Here is a 13,094-nt window from a genome sequence, read left to right as displayed (position 1 = left end):
CGGCGCCTGTCCTCCCCGACAGCCTGTCCCGAAGGCCAGCCGCTTACTGCGGCGCGCCGTCCGGCACCTGCGGCGACACCGTGATCGGCCGCCCGCGGAGCACCGCGAAGAACGCGGCCAGCAGCGCGACTGTCCCGTAGGACAGCCCGAGCACGACCCCGGCGTCGACGATCCCGCGCCACGGTTGGTCCAGCCCGCGGACCAGGGTGACGAGCGCCGTCACGCCGATCACCAGGCCCCACGACAGCATGAGCCGCTTGCGGTTGGCGTAGAACAGCCCCATGCAGAACAGCGGCGCCAGCGCCACGTGCAGCGGCCGCGGGTAGCGGGCGAGGTAGAACGCCCGCGCCACCGCTCGCGGCACGAACGCCTTCTGGAAGCCCTTGTAGCCCTCGGCGTACAGGTTGAACAGCGACCAGCCGACGTACAGCGCCCACTGCAGCGGCGTCATCCCGACCGTCAGCGGCTCGACCGCCAGCGGCGTCAGCCTGACGATCGCGCTCACCAGCAGCGCGACCACCCCGAGCATGCCCCACCCCGCGATCGACACGGCGGCGGGCGTACGGGGCGGGAACAGGCGGACCATCGCGCTCGGCATCGGCGCGCGAATGTACCCCGCCGCCGCCGCCATGACGACCCGTGCGACCGGAGCGCGCGCCGCCGCAGCGGCGCTTTCTCTCTCGCGCGGATTCGCACACGTCGCGCCGAACCGCTCCGCGCCGCCCCGACGCGAGGTCCGCGACAGCGGCGCGCCGAGCCGCGACGGCGCGGGCTCGCGGCCTCACGCCGCGCCCGCGCTCGACCTGTCTCTCGGGACATCCGCCGCGCCCCCGCCTCGCAGCCGACGTCCCGCTCGTCCCTGTCCTTCGGGACACTCCCCTTCTCTCCTCCCCACCACGGCGACGCATGTCCTCACCCCGCGACGCTCTCCCCTCGCGCGTCGCGGCGCGGCCGCTCCGCGCCGCCACGCAACCTGTCCCTCAGGACACCTCGCCGACCCTTTTGCGCCTCCACGAGCCCCGCGCGCGAGCGCCCTGAACCTGTCTCTCGGGACCCCCCGTCCCTCCGCTCGCGCCCGGCACCGCCGCTACGCCAGCCGCTTGCGCATCGGCACGCAGCGCTGCGGCGGCCGCTTGCCGGTCTGCCGGGTGTCGCGGCGCCAGCCGAGGCGCTCGTAGAAGCCGACGGCGTTGAGCGTCGCCGACAGCCGCAGCTCGGCGGCGCCGAACGCCCGCGCGACCCGCTCGAGGCGCTGCATCAGCCGCAGGCCGAGGCCGCCGCCCGTCGCGCCGGGGCTGACGTACATCGCCCGCACCTCGCCGGTCGCCAGCCGGACGGCCGCGAACGCCACCACCTGCCCGGCCCGCTCGGCCACGTAGACGGTCGACGAGCGCAGCATGCGGTCGTAGAGCCCCGGGCTGGGCGCGAGCCACTGTTCGATGGCCTCCGGCGAGTAGTGACCGGCGCACAGCTGTCGCACCGAAGCAGCATGGACCGTGGCGATCGCGGCGAGGTCAGCAGGCCGCGCCAGCCGGATCGACGGCGCCCTCACCGCATGAGTGTACACTTGTGCGAGGAGTAATTCGCATCATGCAGCACCATCGCATCCTGGCGCTCGGCGTCGCCGGCCTGATCCTCGCCGCGTGCGGCCCTGGGACCGCGAGCAAGGGCGAGCCCGCCCCTGCCCCGACCAAAGCCCCGGCACCCCCGCCGGCCGAGTCCAAGCCGCCTTCGCCCGCGCCGGCCGCCCCTGTCGGCCCCGGCCAGCTCGACGCCGACCTCGTGCGCGCGGCGGGCACGGCCCAGGGCGTCGAGAAGATCAAGGTCGAGGTCGAGAAGGACGGCACGGTGCGCTACCTGTCCGTCTATCACCAGGACGCCGCCGCCGTGCCCGAGCCGGTGCGCAAGCAGCTCGACGCGACCTACCCCGGCGCCAGGGTGCTGCGCTACGAGACCGAGCACGTGGTCCCGCACGGCCGCCTGCACGAGATCGAGGTCGAGACCGCCGACAAGCAGCAGTGCGAGCTGAGCGTCAAGGCCGACGGCGGCGTCGTCTACACCGAGTGCCACATCGACGCCAAGGCCCTGCCCGAGGCCGTGCGCGCCGCCTTCGACAAGGCCTACCCGGGCGCCGCGGTCAAGGAGGTCGAGAAGAAGACCCTCACCGGCGCCGGCGACGAGTACGAGATCGAGTTCGAGGCCGGCGGTCGCCTGCACGAGCTCTACTTCAAGCCCGACGGCAGCGTGATCCGCCACGAGCTGGTGGTCCCGGCCGTCATCGAGGTCCCGGCCTAGCCTTTCAGACATGCCCCCGTAGACAGCTCTCCGCCGCCGCCCGCGCGCGCGCGCCCCGCACCGGCGACGGTGGCCTGTCCTTTCGGCCAGAAAGGCTGCACCGGCGCCCGCCGGACCTGCCCCTTCGGACAGCCGAGTCGGGCGACCGGCTCGACCGTCCCGCCGAACCTGCCCCTTCGGACAGCCGAGCCGGGCGACCAAAACGAGCGCGCCGCCGCGGGAGCTCCCCGGGGCGGCGCACGCGCTCAATTTTCGACGCAGGACTCAGTCATCGCCGTAGTCGTCGTCGCGCCGCCGGCCGCCGCGACCGCCACGGCCGCCGCGACCACCGCCGCCGCCGCCACCGCCGCGACCACCGCCGCCGCCGCCGCCCCAGCCGCCGCCGCCGCCGCCGCCGCCGCCGCGGCCACCGCCGCCGCCGCCCCAGTCACGGCCGCCGCCGCCGCCACCGCCACCGCGGGGACCGCCGCCACCGCCGCCTTCGAAGCCGCGCGACGGAGCGCGCTCGACGAAGGGCCGCGAGGGCCGGTCACTGCGGGCGCGCTCGACCGCGGCGTCGCAGCGGATGGTCCGCCCGTCGAGCACCGCGCCGTTCATCGCCTCGAGCGCGGCACGACCGGCCGCCTCATCGGCGAACGTCACGAACCCGAAACCACGGCTGCGCATGGTCTCCTTGTCCTTGACGACGATCGCCTCGTCGACCTTACCGAAGGGTTCAAAGGCCGCGCGCAGGCTCTCGTCGCCCGTCGCCCACGCCAGTCCACCGACGAAAATTTTCACTTCTGTCTCTCTCCTATTCTCTCTTCACTGCACGCCACGTCGGCCGTGGCTCGCGGCGCCCTGAGCGGGACCGCGTCGTTGCGTCGACACTCCACAAGCGACACGCCGGACGCACACGCGCGACGCGACCGGAGCGAGGCCGGCTGCGACCCGGCGGGCTCCGTGAGTGCCGATTGAGGTCATGACCAGGGGCAGGATCCGCCCTCCGCCCGGGCCCTGTCAACCTCCGCGAGCCCCTCCGGCGGCGATTTCACCTCACGCGGGCCGGACCCCGGAATCCCCTCACTCCCTGGAATTCGCCGCCCGGGCGGCCATGCCGCGCGGGCCTTCACGAGCCTCGGATCGCCTCGCAGGCCGGCGCACGCCGAGGTGGGCGTGTCCTCCCCCACAATTGCCGCGCCGGCGGCCCGGGCGGAGGTAAAGTCCCGCCCCGTGCCGATCGCAAGCCTGCGCCAGGTCGAAAAGAGCTACGGCGTGCGCCGCGTCCTCGCCGGCGTCAACCTCACGCTGATGACCGGCGAGCGCGTCGGGCTGGTCGGCAACAACGGATCGGGCAAGACCACGCTGGCCCGGATCCTCGCCGGACTGGACACCCCCGACGCCGGTGAAGTGGTTCTCCGCCGCGACGCCGCGATCGCGTACCTCGAGCAGGAGCCGCACCTCCCACCCGGCCTCACCGCCCTCGAAGCCGTCCTCAGCGGTCTCGGCCAGTGGTCTGCCGCCCGCGCCCGCTACGACGCCGCCACCGCGGGCCTGGAGCGGGCCGCCGGCGCGGCGGTCGACGCTCTGGTGGCCGAGCAGGCGGCCGCCGCGGCGGAGATCGAGCGCTGCGGAGGTTGGTCGCGGGCCGCGGAGGCCGAGTCGTACCTCGCGCGGCTCGGCGTCCGCGATCCCGCCGCCCCGACCGAGCGCCTCAGCGGCGGCGAGCGGCGCCGCGTCGCCCTCGCGGCCCTGCTGGCGCGCCGGCCCGACCTCGCGGTGCTCGACGAGCCGACCAACCATCTCGACGTCGCCGCGATCGAGTGGCTCGAGCGCCACCTCGCCGAGGACTACAGCGGCGCCGTCCTCCTCATCACCCACGACCGCTACATCCTCGACCGCGTGTGCACGCGGACCTTCGAGGTCGACCGCGGCAGCGTCTACGCCTACGACGGGGGCTTCGGCGCCTACCTCGAGGCCAAGGCCGAGCGCATGGCTCACGCCCAGCGCACCGAGGCCAACCGGCAGAACTTCCTCCGCCGCGAGCTCGAGTGGTTGCGGCGCCAGCCCAAGGCGCGGACCACCAAGCAGACCGCGCGGGTCAACCGGGCCGAGGCCGAGCTGGCCAAGTCGGGCCCGCCGCGCGAGCGCCGGGTCGAGCTGTCCCTCGAGGCAGCTCGCAGCGGCAAGACGATCCTCGAGCTGCGCGGCGTGACCCTCGAGCTCGGCCGCGTCCTCGTCCGCGACTTCACCCTCGCGCTCAACCAAGGCGAGCGGATCGGCGTCGTCGGCCCCAACGGCAGCGGCAAGACCACCCTGCTGCGCTCGATCGCCGGCGAGCTCCCCCCCACCGCCGGCGAGGTCGTCCGCGGCAAGCACACCGCGATCGCCTACCTCGACCAGAACCGCTCCGGCCTCGACGACGACCGCAGCGTCTACGACAACATCGCCGAGCGGCGCCGCGGCCTCGAGCTCGGCGGCGGTCACCCGCTCGACATCGCCCGCTACCTCGAGCGCTTCCTGTTCGACCCGACCGCCTACGCGCAGAAGGTCGGCTCGCTGTCGGGCGGCGAGCGGGCCCGCGTCGCCCTCGCCGTGCTCCTGTCGGGCGCGTCCAACCTCGTCCTCCTCGACGAGCCGACCAACGACCTCGACGTCGCCACCCTCGGCGCCGTCGAGGAGATGCTGCTCGACTTCGCCGGCGCCGCGATCATCGTCACCCACGATCGCTGGTTCCTCGATCGCGTCGCCACCTCGATCCTCGCCTTCGAGGGCGACGGCAAGGTCGTGCGCCACCACGGCAACTACAGCGACTACCTCGAGCGCCTGGCCGAGACCGAAGCGGCCGCCGAACCACAGCCCGCCGCACGTCCCGCCGCGGCGCCCGGCAAGGCCGGCGCGCCGGTCGCCAGGCGGGGCCTCAACTACTCGGAGAAGCGCGAGCTCGAGGGGCTCCTCGGCAAGATCGAGGCTGCCGAGGGCGAGGTCCAGGAGCTCGAGGCCAGGCTCGGCGACCCGGCCTTGTACAGCGGCGGCGGCGACCAGGTCGCCGAGCTGGTGCGCAAGCTCGACGCGGCCCGTCAGCGCGCCGCCGCCCTCGTCGCTCGCTGGGAGGAGCTCGAGCAGCGGAGCGCGGACGCCGGGGCGTGACGTCGCGGCGCGGCCGGCGTCCCGCGCGATCGCGGACTTTATCCGCTTGGGGGTCCGCGCAACTGCTTCTATCCTGCCCTCGTGCCCCGCATCGCTCTGGTCGCGCCGCTCGCCCTCGTCCTCGCTCCCATCCTCGTGGAGACCGCGCACGCCGGCCCGGTCCAGTTCGTCGAGCAGCGCAAGAACTTCATGGTGTTCGACGACGACGGCACCGTCGAACACGCCAACTGGTTCTCGCGCGCCGGCTTCTACGACGGCTACTACCCGCTCGAGGAGGGCTTCCTCGCCGCGCACCCCGACGACGCCCAGTTCATCGTCGTCTACTCGACCTTCGACCTGGTCGACGGCGTCGGCGCCTTTTATCAGTCGCTCGCCAACGACGTCGCCGGCATCGGTTACGCGCACGCCGCCGACTTCGACCCCGTGATCCCCGCCGAGTTCTTCGACGACACCCCGAACAGCCAGTTCATCGGCATGCTGCACATGAACAACTGGCGGAAGTTCATCAAGACCGGCACCGGCGACATCGACGACTGGTGGATCTCGCTGGTGTTCGGCCAGGAGCTCGGCCACGCCTGGCTGGCCTTCCCCCACGTCGCCGGCGGCGACGACACCCAGCTCCTGCTCGGCCGCTCGAAGGCCCACTGGAGCTTCTACATGCACTCGGGCGGCTCGCCGGTCGAGGGCCACCGCTGGACCGACAACGGCGACGGCACCTTCACCGCCGCCAAGCTCGACCAGTTCGAGTTCAGCGACCTCGACCTCTACCTCATGGGCCTCATGGATCCCTCCGAGGTCAAGCCGTGGTTCATCATCGAAGACCCGCACGACTGCATCGACTCTGTCCTGCCGAACCAGGCCTGTCCCGAGCCGAGCTCCTTCCTCTTTAAAGCCGAGAGCTTCACCGTCAGCGGCACCCGCCGCGACGTCACCATCGAAGAGGTCATCCAGGCCGAGGGCGAGCGCGTCCCCGCCTACCCCGACGCCCCCAACGAGTTCGGCATCTCCTTCCTCCTCGTCAAGCGCCCGGACGAGGTCCTGTGCGAGGAGGAATACGCCCTCATCGACGAGATCATCGACCGCTCGATCAACATGTGGGTCGGCCAGACCCGCGGCCGCGCCCACATCATCAACCGCACCTTCAGCGCCGACCCGATCACCCCCGGCGTCTTCTGCGAGGCCGGCACCAGCACCGGCAGCGACGACACCGGCAGCGACCCGACCGGCAGCGACGACACCGGCCCCACCGAGCCGACCACCGCCGGCCCCGCCACCACCTCCGACGGCAACAGCAGCGGCGCCGGCGACGAGAGCAGCGACAGCGACACCGGCACCGGCGGCACCAACACCGAAAGCGGCTGCGGCTGCCGCTCCGGTGACGCTCGCGCCACCCCGGCCCTCGCGCTCCTGCTCGCCCTCACCCTGCGACGCCGCCGCCCGCGCACCTGACCCGAAGGCCAGGCCGCGAGAGAGCCGCGGCTCGACTCACGAGGCCGGGCCGTCGTCGCACCTGTCCCGACGGCCAGCCCCACAGGCCGTGCCGCGACTCGACTGCGAGCTGGCGCCGTTGCGGACCTCCCCGCAGCGACACCGGCGCCGTCACGCCTGCGCGAAAACCCGTCCGTCGCTCGAACCCCAGCACGACGCGGTTCCCGGCCAGAGACCTCACCACGCCCTGCCGGCATGCGCTCCGCCCCTGACGAGCGCAGCACGAGGTTCACCCCCCTCGCCTTGACGCCCTCCTCACGCCGACGCCCAAGAGTTCTCCGCGCCGAGAGACACGGCGTCGATGACGCGAGAAAGCGTCTTTTCGGCGGCCAGCCCTGGCCGTCGAACAGGCGCCGACAGACCTGTCTTGAAGAACACCCGCCATCGAAGCCCGGGCGCCGTGTCGGCCTCTCACGGCTGCAGCCCTTCCCCGGACCCCGCCGCGAGGCGCCGTCGGCAATTCGCGAAGCTCAGCCCGCCGATCTTCGCGTGGGCCCTCGCGACCACCGACGCCCGCCAGGCCGTTCTTCGCGTTGAACCTCGAGCCTCCGACGACCGCCAGCCCTCGCGGAGCCAGCGCGCCGATCTTCGCGCTGGCCCCGCGAGTGCCGAAGAAGCACATGCCCCGAAGGCCATGTCCCAAGCAACTCTATCCACCGAAGCGCCGCCAGGGCGCTCACCTGACTCGAAGGTCAGATCGCCATCAGCACCGGCACCGGGTGCATGTGGAACGCCCCCGGCACCGGGCACGCTCCGAGCCGCGCCGCGCGGCGGGCCGTGAAGTGCGTGATCGTGGCGCGGAGTTCGTCGCCGGTCGGCTTGAACAGCGTCGCCACGTACTGGTAGCCGATATCCTCGAAGTCGTCCTCCGGCTCTGCGTGGCACAGATAGCCGCGGCGATCGAGCCAGAGCGTGCGATGGCCGTGGTACTGCGCGAGTTCATCGACGAGACGGGCGACCTGCGGTTCGAGCGACACCATGAGTGCAGCCTTGTCACACCTCGATCGCCGTCGCAAAAAATCGGCGCGCCGCGATCACAGACTCGCGATCGCGCGCGCCATGATCCTCGCTGCCTCGAGCATGTGCGGTCCCGGGCGGCCCGAGTAGCGCTCGTCGAGCCTGATCACGCGGCCGGCGCGGGCCGCTCGCAGCGCCTCGAGACCGGGTCTGCGGATCAGGTTGTCCGGGTCGAGCTTCTCGAGCGCCACGCCGCACCACGACACGAAGCAGATGTCCGGGTCGGCCGCCACCAGCTCGGCCGGCGTGATCTCCACGCTCGCCCCGGGCCTGTCGGCGAACACGTTGATCCCGCCGGCCAGCTCGATGAGGTTGTTGGTGAAGCACGCCGCCCCGGGCGTGAACATCGGCCGCGGCCACCACTCGAGGTAGACCTTCGCCGCGCGCGGCGGCCGGGCCTGTCGCAGCGCCGCCGCCTCCGCCTCCATCGCCGCCACCACTTCTTCTGCGCGGTCCGGCACCCCGAGGTCTGCCCCGGCCAGCCGCACCTCCGCGATCACGTCGGTGATCGATCGCGGCGCCAGCACGCGCTGCGGCACCCCCCGCGCGCGCAGGCCGGTGACGATCCGCTCCATCCCCGGCACCGAGAGCGAGCTGAACACGAGGTCAGGTCGAAGCTCCGCCACGCGATCGAGATCCGGCCCGAGGTCCGGTCCGAGGCGCTCGCACTTCGCCGTCTCGGGCGGCGAGTCCGACGAGTCCTCGCACGCGATCACGCGCTCGAAGCAGCCGAGGCTGGCCACCAGCTCGGCGTTCGAGGGCGCCAGCGTGATGACCTTTCGGACAGCCTGTGTCGCGCTCGAACCGAGGTCGGACAACGTGAATCGTTCCGCGCAGATCGATGATCCCGTCTCATCGACCGCACGAAGCTCGCGGGAGCCCCTCGCGGCGAGCCAGGCGCGGGCCGCATGGAGCAGGTCGGGGTCCTCTTCGACCGCGGTCCGGGGCAGCACCTGCCTGCCGAGCGAGAACACCGCGACGGGTGCGGGACCTCCGCCGCGCGGCCGGAGCTCGAACACCTGCACCGCCTCCTCGGCCGCGTGTGGCGGAGGCACCGAGGGCGAGCGAACGGCCACGAAACGGCGGGTCTCCCACTGATGCTCCGGCTTTCGCACGGTCGGGAGACTGGCTGCTGGATCCAGAAACGGCAAGAGGTCCTGCCGCAACCGGCAAAGTTTCTGCCGATTTTGCGGCGCCCGATCCGACTTCGGTTAGAGTGCCGGCACACAGGAGGACCTCTATGGAGATCTCGATCAAGGACGCCGCCGATTTGCTCGGCAAGAGCGAGCGCACCGTGCGGCACATGGCCCAGACCGGGCGTCTGCCCGCCCGCCGCGTCGGCTCGCGCTGGCTCATCGACCGCGACGACCTCATGTCGGGCAAGTACAGCGGCCAGGACGGCGACGACGCCGCGGCCGAGACCGCCGAGGCCGAGGCCGAGGCGCCGGCGACCGCTGTCCAGGAGGACAACTTCGAAGGTGGTGAGGAGGCGTCGGTCTCGGCCGAGCGCCCGCGGCTGCGGTTCGACCGCGCCCTGCCGCCGGGCACCCCCTCGGTGCGCGCCCTCGACAGCTTCCACATCGCGGCCGACCTGCTGGCCGAGCTCGGCGAACTCCGCCGCGACCTCCGCGACGCCGCCCACCTCCGCGACGCCGAGCAGAACCTGCGCGGCTTCATCCAGGCGCTGGCCGACGGGATCCACGCCGACCTCGGCGATCAGCCCGAGCGGTTCCGGGCCGCCCGCACCCAGGTGTGTGCCGCCCTGACCGACCTCATCCACTTCAACGTCACCCACGACAAGCCCGACCTGACCCCGCTCGTCGACCGGATCGAGCACGAGCTGCTGGGCTCGCTGCAGCTCCTGATCGGCACCGCCGACGAGCGCTCGAGCTGGCGCTACCGCGTGCGCGGCCTGGCCGAGCGGACCGCCGCCCGCGTGTTCTCGCGCCTGCGCGGGCTCGCCGGCGAAGGCCGCGTCGGCGCCCGCCTGGCCGCCCTCGAGGAGCGCATCTTCGGCGCCTCCGCGCCCGTCACCGTCAACTGAACGTCGTCCAAGGCGAGCGCGATCGGGCAGGTCCCCGAAGACATGTCCGATCGCGCATGTTGAGAAGACCCGGCAGCGCGGGCGGCGCGCGCGCGATACGACCTTTTGACTTGTTCGTCCGCTCGACCCGGATCAGAACTCCGGCGGAGGAACTGTCATGCGAATCCCGCCTCCGCGCCTCATCTTCTGGATCGTGGCGGTCTCGTGGATCGGCGGCTGTACCCCGGGCCCCGGGCCCACCGATCCGGACGGACCGATCATCCGCACCCCCGAACCGAAGCCGACCGCGCAGCTGCCGGCGCGCCAGCTCGCCGCCCTCGGCGACGCCGCCCTGCTCCCTGCCCCGCAGTGTCACGCCTGCGGCGACAGCACCTGTGCCCGCAGCGCCCCCGACGACGTCTGCCTGGTCCAGTGCAGCAGCTCCGGCGTGCGCCGCTGGGACCTCGGTCAGCTCGCCGACCAGGAGTGCGACCCCGCCGCTCACAACTTCTGCGAGGCCAACGGCCTCGGCCGCGTGCTCGATTTCTGCTGGGGCGGCTACTCGTGAGCCGCCTCGCTCGCGCCCCCGCTTGAGCCTGTCGACCTGACCTTCGGGTCCGGGCGCCCGCTCGTGCTTGAGCCTGTCGACCTGACCTTCGGGTCCGGGCGCCCGTTCGTGCGCGGCCTCACCGCATGTCCGCAAGGACATGTTGCTCGGTCGAGACGGCGGCTCCCCTGCCCGCGGGGGGCGGCGTGACGGTTTACACGCTGCCCCTCGGACCTGTTGGACAGATCGCGCCGAGCTGGTCGAATCGCTCGTGAAGGGCAGGTTCCCTCGGCCCAGCTCGCGCTGCTTGCGGTGCGGATTCGCCGTCACCTCTTCGAGCAGGCGCTCGCGCAGAGCTGGCCGACCGGTCTGCTCCTGAGGACATGTTTTTCGGACCAGCCCGCTCGCCGACGACGTCGTCAGCGGGCCGCCGCGACCGGCAGCGACCCAGGCGGGCCGCTGCCGCGCGCGGCCGCGACCGCGCTCAGCTGATCTTCTCGCCCGGCAAGCTGCGCGGGTCGAGCTCGAGCACGGTGATCGCGTCTTCCTTCGCGCCCGACGCCAAAACCATGCCCTCGCTCGTGCCGAACTTGCCCATCTTGCGCGGCTTGAGGTTGGCGAACACGACCACGTGCTTGCCGGTGATCTGCTCCGGCGCGTACGACTGGGCGATCCCGCTGAAGACGTTGCGCTGGCCGAGCGGACCGAGGTCGATCGTCAGCTGCAGCAGCTTGTCGGAGCCCTTCACGCGCGCGGCCGCCAGCACCTTGCCGACCCGGAGGTCGACCGGCGCGAACGCGTCGATGGTCGCCTCGGCGGCCAGCGGCTCGACCTCATAGGCCGGGGTCGGCGGGGCGGCCGGCGCCGCGCCGCCGATCGTCTCCTTGCTGGCCTCGACGATCGCCTCGAGCTTCTTGGCGTCGATGCGCTCGGCCAGCGTCACGTAGGCCCCGATCGTCTGGCCCTCCGGCAGCGGCTCGATCGCGTTGACGAAGTCGAGCGGCGCCGGCAGGCGCAGGCCCTCCTCGATCGTCGCCGCCCACTTCGGCAGCACCGGCTTGAGGATCGCCGCGATCACCTTGCTCGCCCACATGCCCGCGGTGCAGACCGCCCGCGCCCGCTCGGGGTCCTTGGCGACCACCTTCCACGGCTCCTGCGCCGTGATGTAAGCGTCGAACTCGCCGCCGATCTCCATCGCCAGGCGCAGCGCCTTGGCCGACTCGAAGTTGGCGTACAGCCCCGGCACCTGCGCCAGCGCCTCGCGGGCCTTCGCCATCAGCGGCTCGGCGTCGGCCGGCACCGGACCGAGCTTGCCCTCGAGCCGGCCGACGAGGAACTTCTGGCAGCGGCTGGCGAGGTTGGCCGCCTTGTTGACCAGGTCGGAGTTCACGCGACTGACGAAGTCGGCCATGTCGAGGTCGATGTCGTCCTGCTCCGGCCCGAGCTTGGCCGCGAAGTAGTAGCGGAGGTAGTCGGCCGGCAGGTGGTCGAGGTACGTGCGGGCGAGGATGAAGGTCCCGCGGGTCTTCGACATCTTCTCGCCGTTGACGGTGAGCCAGCCGTGGACGTTGATCCGCGTCGGCGTGGTGTAGCCGGCCGCGTGCAGCATCGCCGGCCAGAACAGCGCGTGGAAGTAGACGATGTCCTTGCCGATGACGTGGACGAGCTCGGTGTCCTCGCTCTGGTCGGCGCGCCAGTACGACGCGAACGACGCCCGGTCGGGGTGCTCGTCGCACCACTTCTGGGTCGCGCCGATGTAGCCGACCGGCGCGTCGAACCACACGTAGAAGAACTTCTTGCCGTCGTAGCCGGGGATCGGGAAGCCGAAGTAAGGCGCGTCGCGGGAGATGTCCCAGTCGCGCAGGCCGTCGTCGACCCACCGCATCACGTAGTTGCGGACCGCCGACTGCAACTTGGCCGAGTTCAGCCACTCGCGCAGGAAGCCCTCGAAGCGGCCGAGCGACACGAACAGGTGCTCCGAGTCGCGCAGCTCCGGGGCGGTCCCGCAGATCGCACAATGCGGGTCCTTGAGCTCGGTCGGGTTGTACGTGTGGCCGCACTTCTCGCAGACGTCGCCGTACTGGTCGGCCGAGGCGCAGTAGGGGCAGGTCCCCTTGACGAACCGGTCCGGCAGGAACATCTGGTCTTTGGGACAGTAGAGCTGCCGCGTGACCCGCTTGTCGATCTGCCCGGCCGCCTGCATCTTCTCGTAGATGAACTCGGCGTGCTTGCGGGTCTCCTCCGAGTGCGTGGTGTAGAAGATGTCGGCCTCGATGCCGAAGTCGCGATAGACCTGCGCGTGCTCGGCGTGCATGCGCGCGACCAGGTCGGCCGGGTCGACGCCCTCGCGCCGCGCTCGCAGCTCGATCGGCGTGCCGTGGGTGTCGACCGCCCACATGAAGATCACGTCCTCGCCGGCGAGCCGGCGCGCACGCACGTGGACGTCGGTCTGGATGTACTCGAGCAGGTGCCCGAGGTGGGGCGAACCGTTGGCGTACGGGAGGGCGGCGGTGACGAGGACACGGCGCGGCATCGCGGCGCCTATAGCACGCTTCGCCCGCTTCCGGCGAGATCGGCCGCGGGAGCCGCCGAAAC

11 protein-coding genes are annotated in these 13,094 nt (G+C 72.0%); 5 read left to right on the top strand and 6 right to left on the bottom strand.

Features of this window, described 5'->3' with window-relative positions; all coding sequences use genetic code 11:
* Window positions 1-43: 43 nt before the first annotated feature.
* Together NAEX_RS44305 and NAEX_RS44300 are read right to left on the bottom strand one after the other, a co-directional pair.
* Window positions 44-598, bottom strand: a complete 555-nt coding sequence (locus NAEX_RS44305; RefSeq protein WP_245914004.1) for a hypothetical protein — start codon at window positions 596-598, stop codon at window positions 44-46.
* A gap of 489 nt (window positions 599-1,087) precedes the next feature.
* A complete protein-coding gene (locus tag NAEX_RS44300) occupies window positions 1,088-1,552 on the bottom strand; it encodes a GNAT family N-acetyltransferase (protein WP_170136557.1) in 465 nt (154 codons plus the stop codon).
* Window positions 1,553-1,590: 38 nt separating this feature from the next.
* On the opposite strand from NAEX_RS44300, the gene NAEX_RS44295 reads away from it, so the two are divergent.
* A complete protein-coding gene (locus tag NAEX_RS44295) occupies window positions 1,591-2,295 on the top strand; it encodes a PepSY-like domain-containing protein (RefSeq protein WP_096333969.1) in 705 nt (234 codons plus the stop codon).
* A gap of 264 nt (window positions 2,296-2,559) precedes the next feature.
* Here NAEX_RS44295 and NAEX_RS44290 read toward each other — a convergent pair whose 3' ends face one another.
* A complete protein-coding gene (locus tag NAEX_RS44290) occupies window positions 2,560-3,075 on the bottom strand; it encodes an RNA recognition motif domain-containing protein (protein ID WP_096333968.1) in 516 nt (171 codons plus the stop codon).
* 432 nt (window positions 3,076-3,507) lie between these two features.
* Here NAEX_RS44290 and NAEX_RS44285 point away from each other — a divergent pair, with 432 nt between their 5' ends.
* Both NAEX_RS44285 and NAEX_RS44280 read left to right on the top strand, forming a co-directional pair.
* A complete protein-coding gene (locus NAEX_RS44285; protein ID WP_096333967.1) occupies window positions 3,508-5,424 on the top strand; it encodes an ABC-F family ATP-binding cassette domain-containing protein in 1,917 nt (638 codons plus the stop codon).
* A gap of 81 nt (window positions 5,425-5,505) precedes the next feature.
* Window positions 5,506-6,873 carry an MYXO-CTERM sorting domain-containing protein gene (locus tag NAEX_RS44280; protein WP_096333966.1) on the top strand — a complete coding sequence of 456 codons (1,368 nt, stop codon included), beginning with the start codon at window positions 5,506-5,508 and terminating at the stop codon, window positions 6,871-6,873.
* Between the two features lie 731 nt (window positions 6,874-7,604).
* On the opposite strand, the gene NAEX_RS44275 is transcribed toward NAEX_RS44280, so the two are convergent.
* On the bottom strand, window positions 7,605-7,892 hold the full coding sequence (locus tag NAEX_RS44275; RefSeq protein WP_096333965.1) for a hypothetical protein: 288 nt from the start codon (window positions 7,890-7,892) through the stop codon (window positions 7,605-7,607).
* Window positions 7,893-7,946: 54 nt separating this feature from the next.
* A complete protein-coding gene (locus NAEX_RS44270; RefSeq protein ID WP_170136556.1) occupies window positions 7,947-8,747 on the bottom strand; it encodes a helical backbone metal receptor in 801 nt (266 codons plus the stop codon).
* Between the two features lie 422 nt (window positions 8,748-9,169).
* Here NAEX_RS44270 and NAEX_RS49150 point away from each other — a divergent pair, with 422 nt between their 5' ends.
* Both NAEX_RS49150 and NAEX_RS44255 read left to right on the top strand, forming a co-directional pair.
* Entirely contained in the window at window positions 9,170-9,973 is an 804-nt protein-coding gene (locus NAEX_RS49150) for a helix-turn-helix domain-containing protein (protein WP_170136555.1), read from the top strand.
* A gap of 157 nt (window positions 9,974-10,130) precedes the next feature.
* Complete coding sequence (locus tag NAEX_RS44255; RefSeq protein ID WP_096333962.1) at window positions 10,131-10,520, top strand: hypothetical protein; 390 nt, start codon at window positions 10,131-10,133, stop codon at window positions 10,518-10,520.
* 463 nt (window positions 10,521-10,983) lie between these two features.
* Here NAEX_RS44255 and metG read toward each other — a convergent pair whose 3' ends face one another.
* Window positions 10,984-13,032, bottom strand: a complete 2,049-nt coding sequence (metG, locus tag NAEX_RS44250; RefSeq protein ID WP_096333961.1) for a methionine--tRNA ligase — start codon at window positions 13,030-13,032, stop codon at window positions 10,984-10,986.
* Between the last annotated feature and the right edge of the window lie 62 nt (window positions 13,033-13,094).

It is taken from the genome of Nannocystis exedens (assembly GCF_002343915.1).
GTDB lineage: Bacteria > Myxococcota_A > Polyangia > Nannocystales > Nannocystaceae > Nannocystis > Nannocystis exedens.
The sequence above is the reverse complement of the archived record's forward strand: the minus strand, read 5'-3'. Positions and strand labels throughout refer to the sequence as shown.